Origin of the sequence: Paenibacillus sp. PL2-23 (assembly GCF_040834005.1) — a bacterium.
Lineage (GTDB): Bacteria > Bacillota > Bacilli > Paenibacillales > Paenibacillaceae > Pristimantibacillus.
Genome location: NZ_CP162129.1, coordinates 4,169,085 through 4,189,661 on the forward strand (window position 1 = coordinate 4,169,085; position 20,577 = coordinate 4,189,661).

Genomic DNA, 20,577 nt, shown 5'->3' on the forward strand with positions numbered 1-20,577 from the left:
AACCTTGGTACAATGCTAAGGTCAAGAGCTATTTTATGCCTCGAAAGCAGAATGGAGGATACGTTATGAAAAATTTTTTTAAAATAAATGAAATTTCCAAGCTCTACGGGATCGGTCCCGATTCCTTGCGATACTACGAGAAGCTGGGCATCCTCACGCCGAAACGCGACACGAACGGATACCGGCTGTACGGCCTGCAGGACCTGTATAAGCTGAATATCATACGTGACCTGCGCAGCCTGGATTTCTCTATGGGGCAGATTAAGGAATATTTGGACAACCAGAGCGTTGATAATACCATAGAACGCCTTCGCGAGGAACAGCAAGCGATTAAGGAACAGCTGGAAAGGCTGGAGGCCAAGAAGAACATAATAGAGGGGCGAATTCGGGTATTATCAGAGGCCGCCCGTATTGAAGCGGGGATACTGGCTATTAAGACCATGCCAGATCGTCCTTGCCTTCAGCTTAAGACGCTCATTACGAAGGATGAAGAGATGGACTGGGCCATTAAGCGTCTGCACCGGAAGCATGAGCATCGCATTCCCGATTTCGGCAATCAGCCCTTTGGCGCCTATGTATCGGTGGACGACCTTCGCAACGGAGTCACGGATGTGTATCACTCCGTTTTTTTTCTGATGGAGAAAGGAACCAAGGAATGGGATTTTATGCTGCCAGCGGGTCAATACCTCTCACTTTATTACCGAGGCGACTATAGCCAAAGCTCAGAAAAAATCCAGCAGGTGCTCAGCTACGCGCAAGAAAAAGGACTCCCCACGGTGGGAGAGCCCTTCGAGATCTACGAGGTGGATAATCGCGACACGATTCGAAGCGAGGAGTTTCTGACGGAAATTCAGATTCGAGTGCATGGCGATTCTGCTAATGTATTATTATAAGACGGTGATAACCGCTTTGGCGGTGTTCCCCGCCGTCTCCAAACGAGATCCCGGCGATCCGAAATATGGTGTGCCGTCTGGCTTCCACAGCAGCCTCTGAACGCGGGCATGACGGTTCGGATCGTACAGCGGCTCGCCTGCAATCTCCTTGTATGGGCGCGAATGATAGACAAGCAAGTCGGCGGAGCCATCCTCCGACACCGTGAAGCTGTTATGGCCTGGACCGTATTCGGAAGCATCGACGTTGCTTGCGAAGACCGGCTGCTTCGATTTGGTCCATGACGCCGGATCAAGCAAATCGCTTGCTTCATCGGCCGTTAATAATCCCATGCAGTATCGATGAACCGTTCCGCTGGCGGAATACGCCATGAACACCTTCCCGTTCCGTATGAGCACGGCAGGACCTTCGTTCACCCGATGCAGCTGGATCTCCCAATCGTATTCCGGGGACGAGATTTTCACCGGCTCACCGATTATCGACCAGGGCGTGTCCATCCTCGCGATGTATAGACAGGATTCCTTAATGATCTGAGCCCAAGCCAAGTAGCGCTGCCCGCGATGCTCGAACGTTGTAGCGTCCAACGAGAAGCTCTCTACCGGCAGCTTTATTCTCCCCTTCTCTACCCACTTGCCTGTCAGTGGATTCTCGTCCTCGCATTCCAGCACGTACGGCCGGATCGCCCACTTGTCCTCCGCGGTCCCCGCCGCAAAGTAGATGTACCACTTGCCTTCAATATAGTGAAGCTCCGGAGCCCATATATGATTGCCCATCTCGCCCTTATCGTGTTTGGTCCAAATAACGGTCTCCTCCGCATCGGCCAGCCCTGCGATCGTAAGCGAACACCGAAGCGCCAGCCGGTCGTATTCCGGAACGGAGCCGGTGAAATAATAATAGCCGTCCGTATGTTTATAGACATGAGGGTCGGCACGGTTAGGAATAAGCGGATTAGGATATCGATCCTCCCGTATCGCCCCCTCCACCAAGAAGCTTCCCGACTTCTCCAGTAGCGAAGGATCGACCGGCTGCCAATCGACTGGGAACTCCTCCATAAGCCCGCCCTCCAGCTCGATCTGAACGGTCGGCGGCAAGCTTAAGGCTTGGCCGGCCTCTATCGAAATTTGACATGTCTTGATATCCGTTATTCTCACGCCGTACCCGCTCCTCCACCTAGTAATTTATCTCTATTTAACAACAATAATATGATTAATTCAACAATTAATTTATCTTCAATGAATTAATATTATTACGAATCTAATTATAAAAATATCGAACCACCAAATCCTGATCATAATGCCCGAACCCTTTGCCAAACAGCGTCAGGCCTCCCCTGCCCGGCGCTGAATCTTCCGGATGGATGCTGAAGGTCCAATAAGTCGTATCCAGCTGCAGATCGCGCAAAGCAACGTCCGATATCCGCTCTCCGTCGACGAAGGTTCCCTTTTGGTTAATGCGCAGCACCTTCAGCACGCCATATTGATTGACGTCCGCATACCACCACTCCGGCGTCAGCCTCCCTTTCTTATCTCCGAAATCCCCCGGGCTTGTCCACATGCCCAACTTCTTGCCATTCAAGATGAACCCTATATCCGAAGGCCAATTCTCGTTCACCCGCGGGGCCTCCGAGCTCAGCTCCATCGAAACCTCGATTTCTATCAACTTCTGATCCTTATTCAGGTAATTGGGCACTTTATATTCGACGAAGCCGCGGGCAAACCACAGAATGCCGGCATTTACTCTCTCCGGATCCATGAAGCAAGCGGGATTATCGAAGCTGCCGATCATCTTCGTCGTGGTCGCGATGCCGCAGGTTGGCCAAGCCTCGTAATCCGTGTATTGGCCGACGGGCACGGCGATCTCGTGATAGGGTCTTGCCGCGCCGCCGTCCGGACACAGCCTAATCTGCGCGAATTCTTGTTTGACATAACAAAACTTGTAGGTGCCTCCGTTCATCCGCTTCATGCGGCTACCGACGATCCCGGCTTGCTCCAGCTTGGACACATGGCTGCTGACGATCGCGTTGCTCAGGTAAAGCTCGCTCGCCAGCTCCTTGATATGCATTTCTTTGCGGAATAACAGCTCGATGATTTTCAATCGAGCTTCGCTGGCCAATGCTTCATACACTCTCAGCGAGGAAGCGTCTGTCGTTAAAAGGATAGGATCACCTTCTAAAGAATTTAGTTTTTTGCGAATTCAAAAATATTAACTTGTGTATACAATCCCATTATGTTACATATGAATTAAGATTTCAACAATAAGAATTCGTTTTTTAATTAATCCATTACAATTGGAGGCTTTCCCATGACCTTAAAATCCAGCATGCTCGTCGACAAAAACTTCGCCGTGTCCGAGGTCGATCCCCGTCTCTACGGCTCCTTCATCGAGCATCTCGGCCGCGCCGTGTATGGCGGCATCTATGAGCCCGGGCATCCTACGGCCGACGAGAACGGCTTCCGGCAGGACGCCATCGAGGCGATCAGGGCGCTTAACGTGCCAATCATCCGTTATCCGGGCGGAAACTTCATATCAGGCTACAATTGGGAGGACGGCGTTGGGCCGCAATCCGAGAGGAAGCGCCAGCTGGAGCTTGCCTGGTGGACGACGGAGCCCAATCTGGTCGGCACAAACGAATTCGCGGACTGGGCCAAGCTTGTTGGCACGGAGGTGATGATGGCCGTCAATCTGGGAACGCGGGGCATTGATGCGGCAAGAAACCTGGTGGAATATTGCAATCATCCATCAGGCTCGTACTGGAGCGATCTACGCATCTCCCATGGCTACAGGGAGCCGCACCGCTTCAAAACCTGGTGCCTCGGCAACGAAATGGACGGTCCTTGGCAGATCGGCGCCAAAACCGCGGTGGAATACGGAAGACTGGCGAACGAGACGGCCAAGGCGATGAAATGGGTTGATCCATCCATCGAGCTGGTCGCTTGCGGCAGCTCCAGCAGCGGCATGAGCACCTTCGCCGAATGGGAAGCGACCGTGCTGGATCTCTGTTACGACAACGTCGACTATCTGTCCCTGCATACCTATTACAACAATAATAACAATGACACGCCGAACTTCCTTGCCAAATCGCTGGATATGGACCAGTTCATCCAGAGCGTGGCTGCCATCTGCGACTATGTGAAAGCGAAGAAGCGCAGCAAGAAGAAGCTGATGCTGTCGCTCGACGAATGGAATGTATGGAACTCCATCGGGACAAGCCGCGCCGAGGAGCGCTGGGGGGTTGCACCGCCGGAATTCGAGGACGTCTATACGCATGAGGACGCGCTTGCTGTGGGCTGCTTCCTCATTACGCTGCTGAAGCATGCCGACCGGGTGAAGATGGGTTGCATCGCCCAGCTCATTAACGTCATCGCGCCGATCATGACTGAGGATAACGGCTCTCTATGGCTGCAGACGACCTACTATCCGTTCTTGCATGCTTCCAATTACGGCAGGGGAACGGTGCTTCAATCCATCGTTTCTTCGGACAAATACGACTCCAAGGATTTCACGGACGTTCCGTATCTCGAGGCGATCAGCGTCTATAATGAGGAGCAAGGCACCGTTACGATTTTTGCCGTCAACCGCCACCTTGAAGATAGGATGGAGCTGAACGTCGATCTCCGCTCCTTCGGCAATGCGGAGCTGATCGAGCATATCGTACTGGAAAGCGACGACCTGAAGGCCGTCAATACAAAGTTGAATCCGCGCAACGTCGTTCCGCATGACGGAGGACAGACAACTGTGGACAACGGCAAGGTGCACGCCATGTTGGGCAAGGCATCTTGGAATGTGATACGCCTGCGGACGAGCTAAATCTTCAGGAAATAAGAAAAAAGAGGGACACTTCTCAAGGAAGCTGTCCCTCTTGGCGTTCAGATATGCTTGTAAGATGCGGCGACTCAAAACGTTCGAGCACCTCTGCTATAGCATGTCTGCTGATCGGCTTGCTTATATATGCGTCCAAGCCTTGCGCGATATACTTCTCACTGTCGCCTTTCATGGCATGAGCCGTAACGGCAACGATGAATGGCCTTTTCTTGTCCTTCAGCATGTCATGAATGATTTTGGTCGCCGATAAACCATCCATCCAGGGCATTTGAATATCCATAAAAATAACATCATAGTCATGCTGCTTGACAGCCTCGACAGCTTCTTGCCCGTTTTTCGCCAGGGAGGTTTTGTGCCCTAGCTTCTGGATCATTTTTTGCAGCACAAGCTGGTTCACTTCATTATCTTCAGCAATTAATATGTTCAAGGAAGGCTCGTAGCCGTATTCCGCCATGCTGGCTGGCTGAGGCCAATGGTGTTCATTAATGATGTCCAGCCTGTTAGCCCTGAGCATGAATCGCGCCGTGAACAAGAAGGTGGAGCCTGAAGGCTCCTGAGAAGGCTCATGCCAGATTCGGCCGCCCATGAGCTCAACCAGCTTCTTGCAGATAGCCAAGCCGAGACCAGTGCCTTCCGTCTTCCTTGTCATAAAGTGATCCACCTGGTAGAAGGGCTCGAACAACTGGCCCGCCTGCTTCTTCGGCACGCCGATGCCCGTATCCCTGACCGCGAATTGAAGCTCCACCTCATTCGGCTCCTGCGACACGGTGTCTACAACAATGGAGATGTAGCCGCTGGACGTAAATTTGACAGCGTTGCTCAGCAAATTCATAAGCACCTGCCGGAGCTTCGTTATATCGCCATGCACGACGTTAGGCACTGATTCGCCAACTGATGTCGTCAATTCCAGGTTTTTTTCGAGCGCCTTGGGCATAACCAAATATAACGTTTCCGATAGAATCGATCTAATATTCATAGGCTCTACAACCAATTCCGACTTACCGGATTCTATCTTGGAGAAGTCCAATATATCGTTTATAATCGTCAGCAGCGTATCGCCGCTCTTCTTAATAATTTGCACATATTCCAGCTGCTCTTCATCCAAATTGGTCTCCAGCAGCACATCCGTCATCCCGATCACCCCATTCATAGGGGTACGGATTTCATGACTCATCATGGCCAGAAAATCGCTTTTTGCCTTGTTGGTCTTCTCAGCGGCTTCCTTCTCAATAATGAGCTTTTTCTGCTCCGTCATATCCTTCGCGATAATATAGAAGCCCATCGTCTGCGACTGAATAATGATAGGAGCCAGCGTCGCCAGCACCTCAACGGAATGGCCATCCTTATGCTGTATAAAGGTGATGTCCTTTTCGACTCTTTCAATATCGGAGTGATTGTTTAAGGCTGCCAGCAGATGCCTTGCTTTATGCTTGCCGATTAATATGGACAGCTCGCTGTCAATCAGCTCCTCAATAGGGTAGCCGGTCATCTCCTGCACCACTTTGTTGCCGTTCATAATAATGCCATCCAGCCCAAATGAAATGATGGCGTCGTGATTGTATTTTTTAAGCGACGTATAACGTTCAATGCTCTCCTGCAGCTTAAGCTCAGCTAGCTTGTTTTTGGTTATATCGATGAAATGGGCCATATAATACAGGGGCTTCCCGTCGTTATCATCGCGGATGATTGAGACATGAACGGAAGTCCATACGATGCCACCGGTTTTGTTATAATAGCGATTCTCCAATTCCAAGGATGGGATGCGCCCCTCCAGCAATTCCGTCAGCAAGCCGCAAATATTGGTGCTGTCTTCAGGATGGCGGATGTTTTCTATACAGATCGTTTTGAACTCTTCTTCTGTATACCCAAAAATATGGCACACCGCCGGATTAACATGCAGCCATCTTCGGTCCAGTGATATTAAAGCAATCCCTATGGGAGCATTGACGTATAGATGCTCGAATAGCGCCTGAGGGTCGATTCTATTAAAATCCTGCATCAAGGTTGCCTCCTGTTCATTGTCCGATATTCCTATCTTACCACAAAATATGCCAACTATCGGACCAGGAATGCAATTGTTGTCTATTTATGCAGGAAACTCTACTCAGTCTATCTCTTGCATAGCCCGCTACAGCTCCACTATCGCCTTCATCACTTGTGACTCCGGCTTGATCCATTCCTCGAACGATGGAATCATGTGATGGAAGGCTGCTCGATGCGTAATAAATTTGTCGACAGCCAACTCCCCGTCGGCCAGCACCTTCATCACATGGCGGCAATCTTCAAGCGTGGCGTTGCGGCTTCCCATAAGCGTCAATTCCCGTTTGTGGAATTCAGGATCTGAGAACGTAATATCCCCTTTAACCAGGCCTACAAAAACCAGTCTGCCCCCGTGCCCCACCCATTGGAATGACCTCGTCATGGAAGCCGCGTTGCCTGTAGCGTCGAATACAGCCACAGGATAATCGCCATTCGTCCATTCCGCAAGCTTCTCCGTCGCATCCACAGCAAGCGAGCTCAACGTCCGATCCGCCTTCGCCCAGCTCTTGCAGAAGGCTAGTCGCTCCTCATTGATATCCATCGCAATGACCTTCGCTCCTGCCTGCTTGGCGAACGCCATCACGCCAAGCCCGATCGGTCCCGAGCCGATAACAAGCACCGTATCGGGAGAACCCACCTCCGCTCTGCGAACCGCATGCGCCCCGATCGCCAGCGGCTCCACCATGGCCGCCTCGTCGAAGGTCAGCCCTTCCGCTTTCAGCAAATGTGAGACAGGGACGGCGATCCGCTCCCGCATCCCCCCATCCTGGTGAACGCCAAGCACCTTCATGCTGGTGCAGCAATTCGTGCGTCCCCTGCGGCAAGCGAGACACTCTCCGCAATGCAAATAAGGAATAATCGCTACGAGATCTCCCCTTTCCAAGCCTTGATCGTTATCTCCGATTTGCTCGACAACGCCGGACAGCTCATGTCCAAGTATTCTTGGATATTGGAAGAACGGCTGATTGCCCTTAAACGCGTGATAGTCCGTGCCGCAGATGCCGATTCGCCGGATTGTAATAATCGCATGTCCCTCGATTAGCCTCGGCTCAGGCAGATCGTCGACATCATGTAATTGGCCGATGCCCTGGCACACGATTCCTCTCATAAGCTCACCTCCTATATAGATCCATTATTGTACATCGGAATGCCGCTCGCCCAGGTTCGGTTATGAATCGGTCCCAGAATCTCCTTAACCTCCTGAAGCAGCACCTCATCCATCGCTTCCTCCGTCCAAGCCGCATTCCGTCGTATATTGTCCGGGTTCGCCGTGCTGACAAGCGTAGTTGGTATACCGGCATAGCTCGTCGAGAATTGCACGGCCAGCTTGGCGATATCCGAGCCTCGCTCGGCCGCATGCGTTGCTGCGCGCAAGCACAGCTCCTTCGTCTCCGCGTCAGCGGGATGCCAGTCCGGCGTTCCGCGCGTGCTGAGCAGCCCCATGGAGAGCGGCGATGCATTGATAAGACCTACGCCCTGCTTCTCCAGCAGAGGCAGCAGTCGGATCAAGGACGTATCATTCAGCGAATAGTGGCAATAGGAAATGATGACATCGACCTGAGCCTTGGGCAGCAGCTGCTCGAACAGGGACAGAGGCAGGCCGCAGATGCCGAAGAACCGTATTTTTCCTTGCTGCTTCAATCGCTCCAGAGCGGGGATTGCTTCCTCCAAAATGATGTCCGGCTCCGCAAATTCGATATCGTGCAGGAACAGCATGTCCACATAATCCGTCCTTAGCCTGCGCAGGCTTTCCTCCAAGCTTGACTCTATTCGCGGTCCCGAGAAGTCGAATGTATCGGTTCCGTATCGGCCCGCTTTGGTGCTTAGATAGAATCGATCCCGCGAGGTCTGGCTAATAGCTTGGCCTAATACAGTCTCGGCCTTCGTCGCGCCATAATAGGGAGAGACGTCAATTAGATTGATGCCAGCATCAAGCGCAGCGTGTACAGCACGAATACCCTCTGCATCGTCTGTCTGCCGGAAGACGGAGCCCAGCGAAGAGGCTCCGAAGCTGAGGCTGGAGACGTCCAGGCCCGTTTTGCCCAAACGGCGATAATTCATAAGCTCACTCCCCTAATTTGTAAAATGTTCTGGCGTTTTCTCCATACAGCTTAGCCCGCTCCTGCTCGCCCCATTCCGCCGGCAATGCCGCTTCCAGAACCTCCACCACTTCATCATAGCCTGCGGCAAGCAAGCAAACCGGCCAATCCGTTCCGAACATTAATCGATCTGGACCAAATATACGCACCACATGCTCGATATAAGGCCTAAGCTGCTCTGGTGTCCAGGTATCATGATCCGCCTCCGTCACCATGCCAGACAGCTTGCAATAGATATTGGAATGCCCGGCTGCCCGCTCCAGGTCCGATCGCCATGGCTCGAAGGCTTGCTGCCCAATAGGCGGCTTGGCGATATGGTCAATTACGCCGCGCAGGCCTGGCACCACGTCAAGCAGCTCACACAATACACCAAGCTGATCCGCTGTCACGAGCAAGTCAACGGGAATGTCCAGCTCTGCATAGCCGCGAAGCGCCTCAATGAAGGCCGGCTCCAGAACAGCGCTGGCATCGGGCATATCCTGAAGCATGATGCGAAAGCCTACCAGCTTCTGATGCTGCCGAAGCCTATTGAACTGCTCCCGGTGCTCGGGATGGAACAGGTCGAGCCAGCCGACAACGCCGAATATCGATTCCCATTGGTCGGCCAGTCCCAGCAGATATTCCGTTTCCTCTATTGTCGGAGCTGCTTGAACAAGAATCGTTCCGTCGATATGGTGCTTGCGCAAATGGCCTTCGAGGTGCTGGGGCAAATAATCGCGATACAGCACCGGGAGCTCCTCTGTAATCCAGCCATAATCCGAGCGCGACATGGTCCAGTAATGCTGATGGGCATCTATCTTCATCATGAGCCTCCCCTATGGTTTTCTTCTTCTCATTGTACAATTATAATAAGGAATAGAAATGTCAAATTTAAACCCTTTTATGTCCGATTGTGATATCAAGGGAAGTATTAGCATAGGAGGCATACGGCATGGCGCCTATTCGCAAGCCGTTTCGGCTGGATCCCTCATTTCCATTGGAGGTGGTGTACCGAGGCGTTCGCTATTCGGACAACGAGCTGCCCGATCATGTGCACGACCTGTTCGAGTTAGTGTACATTCACGAGGGCAGAGGAACGTTTTTTATCCATGATACCGTATACGACAAAGAAGCCGGGGATCTGTTCCTCATCCCCGGCAATACTGTACATCGCGCCTTCCCGTCCGCTGACGAGCCTGTTGTGTCCACGGCTGTATTTTTTGCGCCTGCTCTCCTGCAGAGCAGCTACGCAAGCGATCATTATAACCCGCTCCAAAGCTTCGATACGGCCCGGAAGAAAAAACAATACAAAATCTCTCTGCCGGAACATGTCAAAGAGAGAATAGAAGCTGCCATTCATGCAATGGTCAACGAGCTGGCAACGCAAGAAGCCGGTTATCAGCAAGCTATAGCCCTGCATCTTCAGCAGCTCCTGCTCCAGCTGTTTCGGCTGCCCGCCACACGTAACAGCGCCAATGCCGCTACCGGCATTGCTCCCCTATGGATGCTGGCAGCCCTTCGCGAGATCAATCGCGATCCCGTTCAATGCGGCAGTCTCGCCTCCATATCGGCCAGAGCTAACGTCAGCCCAGGCCACTTCTCGCGTGTATTTAAGGAACTGACGGGCATGAACGTAACAGAATACGTCAACACCCAAAAACTCATCCGCGCCAAGGAGCAGCTTCTTGCGTCGGATGACACGATTGAAGCCATTGCGATCAGCTGCGGCTTCCAGGGCATGCGGCATTTCTACCAAAACTTCAAACGGTTGACCGGCGTCACGCCGAGACAATATCGAGTGCTTCATCATGCAGCAACCTGAGGGGGAGGCGACTTAATTATTTGCATCAAAAACGCAAGAGCTGGCAATCACCAGCCCTTGCGTTTCTAACATCAGCTTGTATGCTATTAAAGCCGCTGCCGCATCGCCTCGAACAGCAGCACCGTAGTCGCCATCGCAACGTTCAACGACTCCGAGCGCCCCGCCATGGGGATGATGACGGATTCGTCGACCAAGCTGCGAACCTCCGTGGACAACCCCTCCGATTCGCCCCCCATCACAAGCCACGTTGACTGCTTCCAGTCATAGTCGTAGCAGCTGTAATGGGCCTGCAGGCTTGTCCCGACGACCTTAGCTCCTCCAGCCTTCACCTTGGGAAGCAGCTCCGTCAAGTCCGCCTGCACGATTGGCAAGTGGAATAATGAGCCCATCGTCGATCGGACTGTCTTGGGATTGTAGAGGTCGACGCAGCCCTTGCCCAGCACAACCGCATCAGCGCCTGCCGCATCGGCGGAACGGATAATTGTGCCGAGATTGCCTGGATCGCGAACGCCATCAAGCGCCACGACCAGACGGACGCCAGAGGGCAAGGCTTCAGCCGTCAACTCCGGCTTGCGGACGACTGCGAACACCGGCGGCGGCGTGTCCGTACCCGTGCATTTGCCCATCACTGCCTTGGAGGCGGATATCCATTCCGTTTTGTGACGGCTCTGTACCTTGGCCTCCGACAGCTCGTTCGGAACGCCCCGCTCCGCATCATACACGACCTGAATGAGCCTCGCCTCCGCCTGGAACGCCTCCAGAATGAGATGAACGCCCTCGATCACATACTTTCCTTCGCGATCCCGATGCTTCTTCTCCAGCAGCGCCGACCAGCCCTTCACCTTGTCATTCTGCGGAGAACCTATATACAAATCGTTAAACTCCATATTCATATGCTTTGCTGACCGACCTTCCGTTATTCATCTTCTCCACCCAGTATAGCATATTGTTCCATGAGGATGAGCGTCTGCGTTATTGGGCATAGTAATGAAGCAAAATTCCGACTTGGCAGGAGGGACCGTCATTGCAAACGATCGATCTTAGACAAGCGATTATTCAACGGGTAGAGGGCAGTTCGAAGGAAGAACTGAAGGATGTCATCGCCGATTCCATCGACAGCGACGAGCGGGCATTGCCTGGACTCGGCGTTCTGTTCGAGATGATCTGGAAGGAAGCCGGCCAGAATGAGCAGCTTTATATGGTGGACTCGCTCTACCGCCATCTACATCAGGAGGAAGGCAGCATCGCCAACCCTTCACCCTCATAAGTATGCCAAAAAACCGCAGGCCTCCGCCTGCGGCATCCCTTCCATCCCAGCTACTCTTCCTTGGGCAAAAAGGTGAAAATCTCGCCTGTCTCAAAGGAATCAATCAGACGGTCAAGCCAGCGATAGTACTTCAGAGCATCCTCGATTTTGGCTTGATCGCTATCCAGCAGCCGCAGGAAATCCTCGGTCTCTGCACTTCCCGCTTTCATAACCTCGATCTCTCGCAGGCTGCGCTCCAGCGCGCTCATATTCTGCTCCACCGCTTTTCTCCATTTGATGGAGAAGAAATCGGAGAAGTTCTGATGCCAGTCCGGCACAACCTCGTACAGATCCTTCCGAGAGCCCTTCCCCCACACCTTGTTGATCATCTTCAAGTCGTGCAGCGTCCGCATGCCGGTGCTCATCGAAGTCTTGCTCATGCCCATCGTCTGGCTCATCTCGTCCAGCGTAACGGGCTCCTGATTGAAATACATATTGCCATATAAGTGTCCTATGGACAGCGTAATCCCATAGAGATCCATGTTCTTCCCAATGGATTCAATAACACGTCTTCTCGTCTTCTGAAGCTGCGTCCGCTGCTCCTCCGTCAATCCTGCCAGCTCGTCCATCATGTCCCTCCCATCCGCAAAACCCAAGTCCTGTCGGACGTAATATCGTTATTGAAGCATACGCACTCTGAAATGTAAAGAAATCAAATCCAATGAAAAAGGGAGCTATCCAGAGTATTCAGTATATAAAGTTCGTAAAGTTAAAACTGTACGTACTATACAAGCTGTCAGTGTCTTTGACCATTCCAAAGGTATCCATTTACACTAGGTGAGTCGATTTTTTGCGCTGGAAGGCACGAGAGGGGGAACACCTATGGCCATTATAGAGGCGAAAAAACTAACAAAAATATTCGGCCATGATCCGAAAAAGGCGATCCCTTTATTAGATAAGGGGTGGTCCAAAGAAAAGATTCACACCGAAACGAAGCTGACGGTAGGCGTCAATCAAGCCAGCTTCACCATCGAGGAAGGACAAATCTTCGTCATTATGGGTCTGTCGGGCAGCGGCAAATCTACGCTTGTCAGACTGCTTAACCGGCTGATTGAGCCAACCGCCGGGCAGCTCCTGTTCAGCGGACAGGATGTCATGAAGATGTCGCAGGAGGAGCTCAGACAGTTCCGTCGCCGCAACATTGGCATGGTATTCCAGAAGTTCGCTCTGTTCCCGCACCGCACCGTTATTCAGAATGTGGAATACGGGCTGGAGGTGCAGGGCGTGGACAAGAAGAAGCGTCGCGAGATGGCGATGCAGTCGCTGGAGCTCGTTGGGCTCAAGGGCTGGGAGAACAGCTACCCTGACCAGCTGAGCGGCGGGATGCAGCAGCGTGTCGGATTGGCGCGCGGACTGGCCAATGATCCCGATATTCTGCTGATGGACGAAGCGTTCAGCGCCTTGGACCCGCTCATTCGCAAGGATATGCAGGATGAGCTGCTGGAGCTGCAGACGAAGATGAAGAAGACGATCGTCTTCATCACACACGATCTTGACGAGGCGCTGCGCATTGGCGACCAGATTGCGCTCATGAAGGATGGCAGCATTGTGCAGAGCGGCTCGCCGGAGGAAATCCTCATGCAGCCAGCCAACAAGTACGTAGAACGGTTCGTCGAGGACGTCGATCTGTCCAAGGTTTTGACGGCCGCTCATGCGATGGACAAGGCGGAGACCATTACGCTGGACAAGGGTCCGCGCGTCGCGCTTCAGTTCATGAGAGAACGAGGCGTATCAAGCCTGTACGTAGTTGATAAGGCGATGAAGCTGCTTGGGCTTGTATCGGCGGAAGACGCGTCGGTCGCCGTGAAGGACGGCAGCAAGCTGGAGGACATTATGCAGCGCGAGGTGCCGACAACCATGCCGGAGGCCATGCTGCACGAATTGTTCGAATTAATGAGCAGCTCTCGCCTTCCGCTTGCCGTGACGGACGAGAACGGACGGCTGAAGGGCGTCGTCATCAAAGGCGCTGTACTTGCCGCGCTGGCCGGCAACTCGGGTCCCCCATTAGGAGGTGACACCATTGAATCTGCCTAAAATACCGCTCGCAGAATGGATTGAAGCTGGCGAGGACTGGCTGACCGACAATTTCGCGCCGTTGTTCGATTTCATCAGTCTATTGATAGGCGGCACCGTTAACGGCATCCACTTCGTGCTGGAGCTGCTGCCGCCCCTGGCGGTCATCCTTCTGTTCTCCGCAATCGCATGGCTGATCGGCAAATGGAAGATGGGCGTGTTCACTGCTGCCGGCTTGCTGCTGATCGATAATCTTGAGCTATGGGACAAGACGATGCAGACCCTGGCGCTCGTTCTGACGGCAGCTCTGATCTCCATTATTATCGGCATACCGCTGGGCATCCTGTGCGCGCGCCACAACCGTCTGCGCAATGTGATCACTCCGGTGCTCGACTTCATGCAGACGATGCCGGCCTTCGTCTATCTGCTGCCGGCAATATCCTTTTTCAGTCTTGGCGTTGTGCCAGGCGTCATATCGTCCATTATTTTTGCCATACCGCCGACGATTCGCCTGACCAATCTGGGTATCCGTCAAGTACCGGCCGAGCTGGTCGAAGCGGCGGACGCCTTCGGCTCTACGCCGGGGCAGAAGCTGTTCAAGCTGCAGCTGCCGATCGCTATGCCTACCATTATGGCAGGAGTGAACCAGACGATTATGCTTTCCCTGTCGATGGTCGTTATCGCATCGATGGTTGGCGCGCAGGGCGTAGGCGCTACCGTCTATCGAGCCGTGACTCAAGTGAAGACGGGCACAGGCTTCGAGGCTGGCCTTGCCATCGTGATCCTCGCTATCATTTTGGATCGTTTGACTCAGCAGATTACCAAACGCTCCAAAACGCAATCATAACTATTTATCATAACTATTCTATTTAGGAGAGTGACAAGTACCATGAAGAAGTTTAGTTTGTATCTATCTGCCATTATGATTCTAACCCTGCTCGCGGGCTGCGCGTCGAACAACAGCAGCAACGAAGAGAACAATAAGTCCGACGCCAAAAAGGAAATTAAGCTTGCTTATGTCGCATGGGACTCCGAAATTGCAAGCACACATGTCGTGAAGGAAGTGCTGGAGACGAAGCTGGGTTATACGGTGGAGATGCTTCAGGTTGACGCGGGTCCAATGTGGGCCGGCATCGCCGACGGAAGCGCGGATGCCATGGTTGCCGCTTGGCTGCCGACGACACATGAGACTTATTTGACAGAAAATGAAGGCAAGCTGGAGGATCTGGGTCCGAACCTGATCGGTACAAAGCTTGGTCTAGTTGTTCCGTCTTATATGTCGATTAACAGTATTGAAGACCTGGCTGGCGACGTGGGCGAAAGCTTGAAGCACACCATAACCGGTATCGAGCCGGGCGCCGGTCTTATGATGAAGACAGAAACCGTCTTTGAAGAGTACGGACTGAAGGACAACTGGACACTGCTGGAGAGCTCCTCCGCCGCAATGGCGCAAGCGCTGCAGAAGGCTTATGACAATCAGGAACCCATTATCGTAACGGGCTGGACGCCGCACTGGAAATTCGCGAAGATGGATCTGAAATATCTAGAGGATCCTAAGGGGATCTACGGTGAAGACGAGGAGATTCATACGATTGTCCGCACGGGACTGAAGGAGGCGCAGCCTGAAGCTTATGCCTTCCTTGACACATTCAACTGGACGCCGGACGACATGGCTGCCGTTATGATTGAAATCGTCGAGGGCGCCGAACCTGAGGACGCTGCCAAGGCATGGGTGGAAGCGAATGCCGACAAGGTCGACGCTTGGCTGAAATCTTAAATCGAAACGGCACGGGATAAAGTCCTGTGCCGTTTGTTTTTTTATGGGCGGATATCCCGTATTTATGTCGTGCTGGAGTACAATTCCTGCTTCTCCCGAAGCTGATGACGGTACACAAATTTGGATATCGTAATGCTGATTTCATATAAGAGGAACAAGGGTACAATGACGATAATGTCGGACAAAATATCTGGCGGCGTAATCGTAACGGCGATGATAACAAGCAGAAAATAAGCAAGCTTGCGCGCCTTGGCCAGACGATTTGGATTAAGCACCCCCAGCTTCGTCAAGAACATTACGATTGCCGGCATTTCGAACAGCAGGCCAAACGGTACAGTCATATGAATCATAAATGTAAAATATTTTTGCGCCGTATACATCGTTTCAAAGGAACCCGACGCCATCTGATTCATGAAATGCAGCACCATCGGGAATAGGATGAAGTAACCAAAGCAGATGCCGGCTGCAAACAAGACGCTGATGCCGGGAATGAACAGCAGCGTAGCCCGCTTCGTAGCGATCGGCAGAGCGGGGGTAACAAACTTCCAAATCTGGTACGCAGCTACGGGAAGCGAAATGGCGATGGCCACCACTCCAGCGATCATCATATAGACCCAGATGACGTCTGAAGGGCCCAGCAGCACCAGCTTCTGCTCCATGTCCCTCACCAGCCACGCGTAAATCTCTTCCACGTACAGGAACGCCGCCGCCATGGCTACCAGAAAGGAGATCAGCGTTCGAATCAGCCTTGTCCGCATTTCCTCCAGATGGCCGATTAAGTTTTGATCATTCGGATTTTTCATCTTACTTTCCAGCCGCAGTTGCCGTTTTTGTTGCCGTTTCTTCTTCTCCTTGCTTGCTTTCGTCTTCGCCGTTCACGAGACCGCGAGTAGCCCCCTTGAATTCACTAAGCGTTCTGCCGAAAGCGCGCCCCAGCTCGGGCAGCTTGGAAGGTCCGAATATAATAAGCGCGATAATGAGAATAAGCACTAAACCACCGATTCCGATATTGCCGAATGGCATTGCTAACACTCCTTCATAATAGGTTGGCAGCCGCGAACACGAGGTTCCCGGCTGCTTGAAATGTTCCGTTGTGAATCAATTAACCCAATTTAAAGCCGCTGATGGCTACGACTGCGCAGCGCGCCTTGCTGTCGCCTGGACGGTGCGGCCATCTGCTCGTTGGCTTGCTCAGGTCTGTCGTCGTCTCGCCCGGATGCTGAACCGAGAGGAACAGCGTTCCCTCGTCCGGCGTGAAGTACGGTCCCGTCAGCTCGCTGTCCACCGGTCCAGAGGCGAACTGCAGGGCAATAGCCTTATCCGGTCCGCTTGTCGGGATAACGAATAGACCATTGTTCATAAACGATTTGTGAACGCCTTTATTTTGGCTGCTGGTCGAAATGTCCGTAACGACCCACAGATGTCCGTTCGAGTCGAACGCTAGGTTATCCGGAGAGCTGAAGCCCGATTGACGGCCGCCTGCTGCAAAAATTTCGAAATCGAATTCAAGCGCGCCCAAATCGTCTTTCAATTCGAAGAAGCGTGTAATATGGCCGTGAATGTTGCCATGGCTGTCATTGTTCGTATGGCAGATGAACACCGTATTGTCGAACGGCGAGATTTCGATATCCTCCGGACGGTCGGTCGGCGTTCCGCCAATGAGTATAGCTGCTTCCTGGCAATAAGTGACGACGTCGCCCTGCGTTTTGAATTTCTTCTGCAGCTCAGGCTTGTCCTTAATCGCCTTCGACACTTCCTCCAGCGTAACCGGGATCCATTTGCCAGTCTTCAGATTGGCCACATATAGCGTACCGTCCTCAAGCAGCGCGGAGTTGCCGCGGCCCTTCAGCTTGTCGTATTTGCCATTGCTGATGAACTTGTAGACGCATGCGTCCTTCTTGTCGTCACCCATATAGACCACAACGCGGCCGTCTTTGGCAAGTCCCATCGCCGTATTCTCGTGATTGAAGCGGCCCAGCGCCGTATGCTTCTTCAAATACGATTTGTCGAACGGATCTACCTCGATGACCCAGCCGTAATGCGTGTCCGGAAGCTTGGAAGCGGCTGCCGTATGCGCGAAGTTTTCTTCACAGGATAGAACCGTGTTCCACAGCGTCACGCCGCCCGAGCAGTTCGCGAACGTGCCCTGCACCGTTGTGGCGCCGCCAAGCGCAGAACCGCCTTTAGCAGGACCTGTCACTTCGAATTTGGTATAGCCGTTGATGCGGCGTGCATATGGAGAAGTCGTGTCCATCTTCCATACGCCATCCTCATCTCTGTACACCTCAATGACAGACATACCTTGGTAGTACAGGTTCTTGTGGAGCTGATCCTCCGTCATCTTGTCATCCTTCACAGGACCAATGGAGAAAATGGTGCTGTATTCGTGATTATTGACAAGAAGTCCCCGTGTGTTAGATCCCTTGATTGGGAAATATGCGTTGTAATCGCAGCCTGAGCCGAATTTCTCTCCTGCTTGGTTAATCACATCGTCGAATGCCGCAATAACGTCGTATTTAAAGTTTTTGGGCAATACCAGCTTGTCTGCTTTGGTAGGCTCAATCGGCTCGAAATAGCCGCTGACCCGGTTTGTGCCGAAGCCGAATAAATGATCAGCCGTCCCCGATGCAGCGGAAGCTTTACCGGTCAGTGCACCAAGACCTGCCGAAGCCGTAGCCAAGGCAGCAGCTCCTGTACCCAAATAGGATAAAAACGTTTTACGATCCATCGATTTATTCAACTTTTTCACTCCTCGATCGAATTTGCTCTACAAGGACAAGCATAAGGAGTTAATGTTAATTCTCTGTTATCCTCAAATGGAAAATTTGTGAAGGCGAGAGCTATTATCAATTGAATAATTTGTGATAATTATGCAAAAAAAGACCTCCTTTAGGGATATATCCCGAAAAGAGGTCTTCTACTCAAGTATTGTTATCCTTCACTGCTAGTCCAGGCAGAACGGGCGGAGCCCCAGCGGCAATGGAGCCGGACGCTCGCAAGTGCTCTTCATGATGTAATGGACGCCCCCCTCGGACGCGTCATGGATGCCGTGCATCGCCTCCAGCACATGGTAGGCGAGCTCGCCGTTCGCCCGGTGCTTACGCCCCGTCTGAATCGCCTTCGCCATATCTGCCGCACCAACGCCCCTCGCATTCTCCGTATAGCCGTGGGTAAACGGAATCGTCGACCATTCCTTCTGTCCAGCACGGCATACACGAATTTCTCCGCCGAAGGTGTTGGGATCCGGCACTTGCAGCGTGCCGTGGCTGCCATACACCTCAATGCGCGGCAGCACAGTGCCGCCCTTCGCATCGAAGCTTGTCAGAATGGTGCCGATGACGCCGGAAGCAAAGTCCATCACCCCTGCGATGTGCGTCGGAACTTCAACCTGGATCTTCTGGCCGGCCTTCGGCTGGCTTGTAATGGTGCGCTCAGGGTAGGAGATTCGCGCAGAGCCCGTCACGCGAGTCATCGGCCCCAGCATCGCCACAAGCGCAGTCAAGTAATAAGGTCCCATGTCGAACATCGGTCCGCCGCCCACTTGATAATAAAATTCCGGCGCCGGATGCCAGCTCTCATGTCCGCCGCCCAGCATGAATGACGTCGCGCCAATTGGCGTGCCGATCCAGCCGTCCTCAATCAGCTTGATACACGTCTGAATGCCGCCGCCCAGGAACGTATCCGGGGCGCTGCCTACATAGAGCCCTTTCTGGGCCGCCAGCGCCAGCACCTCCTGCGCTTCCTCGCGAGTCACCGCAAACGGCTTCTCGACATACACGTGCTTCCCGGCCTCCAGCGCGCGCAGGTTCACCGACGCATGCGCTTGCGGAATCGTCAGGTTAATAATCATGTCAATGTCCGGATCAGCCAGCAACTCGTCGACCGAGCAGCCCTTCACGCCATATTGCTCGCCGCGCGCCTTTGCCCGTTCTACATCGAGATCGGCGCATGCCACAACCTGCATCGCGTCGAATTTGCTGCCGTTATCGAAATAAATACCGCTAATATTGCCCGTCCCGATAATACCCGCTTTAATTTTGTCCACGTTCCGCCAACTCTCCTCGCTAATGAATACCGCTAAAAAATACGTACAAATTTACAACTGATTGTCCTGCATGCCTGTATATGCAGCCTCACTGCCTGCGCTCGCTTTGGCAGCGGCAATTGCTTTGCCTTCCGCGCACCAGAGGAAGCCGCGAAGCGAAAGCTCCTTGACAACCGGAATATCCATCACGTTCGCTTGATGGCCCAGCGACGTGTAATAGACCCGCCCCAGTCCCCATCGCTTGGTATAGATAACGGGCATGTCAACCGGCTTATTGGCGGAATGTGGTCCAGGCGCAACCGGGAAGCGAGTCGTCGCCAGCACCTCAACCGCTGGATCGACATGCAGATAATATTGCTCCGTGCTTACGTCGAAATCCTGGATGCCTTCCGTCAGCGGGCTGGAGGTATTGCTGATGTTCACGGTATAGTTAACGCCGTCATTGCCAGGATGGGCTACCCACTGGCTGCCCGTCATGAACTGCCAGTCCACATTTTCACGGAATGCGTCACACATGCCGCCATGGCTGCCGAATAAGCCAACACCGCTCTGAACGGCTGCCGATACGTTATTCACCAAGCGCTGCTCAATCTTGCCCATTGTCCATAGCGGGATGATCAGATCCAGCGCTCTCAGCTTCTCCTCGTCAGCGAATGCTTCAAGCGTGTCCGACACCTCTACCTCGAAGCCAGCCGCCTCCAGCTGACCGCGGAAGATACCTGCTACCTCCTCCGGCTGGTGGCCGAGCCAGCCGCCCCATACGATTAATGCTTTTTTCATACC

The 20,577-nt window shown here is 53.0% G+C and carries 20 protein-coding genes; 7 read left to right on the forward strand and 13 right to left on the reverse strand.

The annotated features are described in order from the left end of the window. The first annotated feature begins 65 nt into the window (after positions 1 to 65). Entirely contained in the window at positions 66 to 893 is an 828-nt protein-coding gene (locus AB1S56_RS18315; RefSeq protein ID WP_340868458.1) for a MerR family transcriptional regulator, read from the forward strand. Here the strand turns inward: AB1S56_RS18315 and AB1S56_RS18320 are convergent. Both AB1S56_RS18320 and AB1S56_RS18325 read right to left on the reverse strand, forming a co-directional pair. Then, positions 888 to 2,042 (reverse strand): family 43 glycosylhydrolase, encoded by a 1,155-nt coding sequence (locus AB1S56_RS18320; RefSeq protein WP_340868459.1) that lies wholly within the window; start codon positions 2,040 to 2,042, stop codon positions 888 to 890. The genes AB1S56_RS18315 and AB1S56_RS18320 overlap by 6 nt on opposite strands. Positions 2,043 to 2,145: 103 nt before the next feature. After that, positions 2,146 to 3,003, reverse strand: coding sequence for an ArsR family transcriptional regulator (locus tag AB1S56_RS18325; protein WP_340868460.1), 858 nt, complete (start codon positions 3,001 to 3,003; stop codon positions 2,146 to 2,148). A 189-nt stretch (positions 3,004 to 3,192) separates the two neighbouring features. On the opposite strand from AB1S56_RS18325, the gene AB1S56_RS18330 reads away from it, so the two are divergent. Next, positions 3,193 to 4,698, forward strand: a complete 1,506-nt coding sequence (locus tag AB1S56_RS18330; RefSeq protein ID WP_340868461.1) for an alpha-N-arabinofuranosidase — start codon at positions 3,193 to 3,195, stop codon at positions 4,696 to 4,698. 34 nt (positions 4,699 to 4,732) lie between these two features. Here the strand turns inward: AB1S56_RS18330 and AB1S56_RS18335 are convergent, their stop codons facing one another. From AB1S56_RS18335 to AB1S56_RS18350, 4 genes are all read right to left on the reverse strand, one after another. Then, positions 4,733 to 6,712, reverse strand: a complete 1,980-nt coding sequence (locus tag AB1S56_RS18335; protein WP_340868462.1) for a PAS domain S-box protein — start codon at positions 6,710 to 6,712, stop codon at positions 4,733 to 4,735. Positions 6,713 to 6,841: 129 nt separating this feature from the next. Continuing rightward, positions 6,842 to 7,861, reverse strand: coding sequence for a zinc-binding alcohol dehydrogenase family protein (locus AB1S56_RS18340; protein WP_340868463.1), 1,020 nt, complete (start codon positions 7,859 to 7,861; stop codon positions 6,842 to 6,844). Between the two features lie 11 nt (positions 7,862 to 7,872). Then, the gene (locus AB1S56_RS18345; protein ID WP_340868464.1) at positions 7,873 to 8,814 is read right to left on the reverse strand and encodes an aldo/keto reductase; all 942 of its coding nucleotides are present in this window, start codon (positions 8,812 to 8,814) and stop codon (positions 7,873 to 7,875) included. A gap of 4 nt (positions 8,815 to 8,818) precedes the next feature. Next, on the reverse strand, positions 8,819 to 9,655 hold the full coding sequence (locus AB1S56_RS18350) for an amidohydrolase family protein (protein WP_340868531.1): 837 nt from the start codon (positions 9,653 to 9,655) through the stop codon (positions 8,819 to 8,821). Positions 9,656 to 9,783: 128 nt separating this feature from the next. Between AB1S56_RS18350 and AB1S56_RS18355 the strand changes: the two genes are divergently transcribed. After that, positions 9,784 to 10,653, forward strand: coding sequence for an AraC family transcriptional regulator (locus AB1S56_RS18355; RefSeq protein WP_340868465.1), 870 nt, complete (start codon positions 9,784 to 9,786; stop codon positions 10,651 to 10,653). 86 nt (positions 10,654 to 10,739) lie between these two features. Here AB1S56_RS18355 and AB1S56_RS18360 read toward each other — a convergent pair whose 3' ends face one another. Beyond that, positions 10,740 to 11,525 (reverse strand): RNA methyltransferase, encoded by a 786-nt coding sequence (locus AB1S56_RS18360; RefSeq protein ID WP_340868466.1) that lies wholly within the window; start codon positions 11,523 to 11,525, stop codon positions 10,740 to 10,742. Between the two features lie 152 nt (positions 11,526 to 11,677). Here AB1S56_RS18360 and sspI point away from each other — a divergent pair, with 152 nt between their 5' ends. Next, positions 11,678 to 11,920, forward strand: coding sequence for a small acid-soluble spore protein SspI (gene sspI, locus AB1S56_RS18365; RefSeq protein WP_340868467.1), 243 nt, complete (start codon positions 11,678 to 11,680; stop codon positions 11,918 to 11,920). A gap of 50 nt (positions 11,921 to 11,970) precedes the next feature. On the opposite strand, the gene AB1S56_RS18370 is transcribed toward sspI, so the two are convergent. Continuing rightward, complete coding sequence (locus tag AB1S56_RS18370) at positions 11,971 to 12,528, reverse strand: GbsR/MarR family transcriptional regulator (protein WP_340868533.1); 558 nt, start codon at positions 12,526 to 12,528, stop codon at positions 11,971 to 11,973. Between the two features lie 253 nt (positions 12,529 to 12,781). On the opposite strand from AB1S56_RS18370, the gene AB1S56_RS18375 reads away from it, so the two are divergent. From AB1S56_RS18375 to AB1S56_RS18385, 3 genes are read left to right on the forward strand one after another with little or no spacing between them, the layout of a single operon-like run. After that, complete coding sequence (locus AB1S56_RS18375) at positions 12,782 to 13,993, forward strand: glycine betaine/L-proline ABC transporter ATP-binding protein (protein WP_340868469.1); 1,212 nt, start codon at positions 12,782 to 12,784, stop codon at positions 13,991 to 13,993. Then, a complete protein-coding gene (locus AB1S56_RS18380) occupies positions 13,980 to 14,819 on the forward strand; it encodes a proline/glycine betaine ABC transporter permease (RefSeq protein WP_340868470.1) in 840 nt (279 codons plus the stop codon). Before AB1S56_RS18375 ends, AB1S56_RS18380 begins: the two co-directional genes overlap by 14 nt. Before the next feature lie 42 nt (positions 14,820 to 14,861). Continuing rightward, entirely contained in the window at positions 14,862 to 15,749 is an 888-nt protein-coding gene (locus AB1S56_RS18385; RefSeq protein WP_340868471.1) for a glycine betaine ABC transporter substrate-binding protein, read from the forward strand. Positions 15,750 to 15,811: 62 nt separating this feature from the next. On the opposite strand, the gene tatC is transcribed toward AB1S56_RS18385, so the two are convergent. The 5 genes from tatC to AB1S56_RS18410 all read right to left on the reverse strand — a co-directional run bounded on the left by tatC (position 15,812) and on the right by AB1S56_RS18410 (position 20,574). Beyond that, on the reverse strand, positions 15,812 to 16,552 hold the full coding sequence (gene tatC, locus AB1S56_RS18390; RefSeq protein ID WP_340868472.1) for a twin-arginine translocase subunit TatC: 741 nt from the start codon (positions 16,550 to 16,552) through the stop codon (positions 15,812 to 15,814). Position 16,553: 1 nt separating this feature from the next. After that, positions 16,554 to 16,772: a twin-arginine translocase TatA/TatE family subunit gene (gene tatA / locus AB1S56_RS18395; protein ID WP_340868473.1), complete on the reverse strand. Its 219-nt coding sequence runs from the start codon at positions 16,770 to 16,772 to the stop codon at positions 16,554 to 16,556. 79 nt (positions 16,773 to 16,851) lie between these two features. Next, positions 16,852 to 18,477, reverse strand: a complete 1,626-nt coding sequence (locus AB1S56_RS18400; protein ID WP_340868535.1) for an alkaline phosphatase PhoX — start codon at positions 18,475 to 18,477, stop codon at positions 16,852 to 16,854. A 216-nt stretch (positions 18,478 to 18,693) separates the two neighbouring features. Next, positions 18,694 to 19,794, reverse strand: a complete 1,101-nt coding sequence (locus AB1S56_RS18405; protein ID WP_340868474.1) for a Gfo/Idh/MocA family oxidoreductase — start codon at positions 19,792 to 19,794, stop codon at positions 18,694 to 18,696. Positions 19,795 to 19,845: 51 nt separating this feature from the next. Beyond that, the gene (locus tag AB1S56_RS18410; RefSeq protein ID WP_340868476.1) at positions 19,846 to 20,574 is read right to left on the reverse strand and encodes a ThuA domain-containing protein; all 729 of its coding nucleotides are present in this window, start codon (positions 20,572 to 20,574) and stop codon (positions 19,846 to 19,848) included. Positions 20,575 to 20,577: the final 3 nt, after the last annotated feature.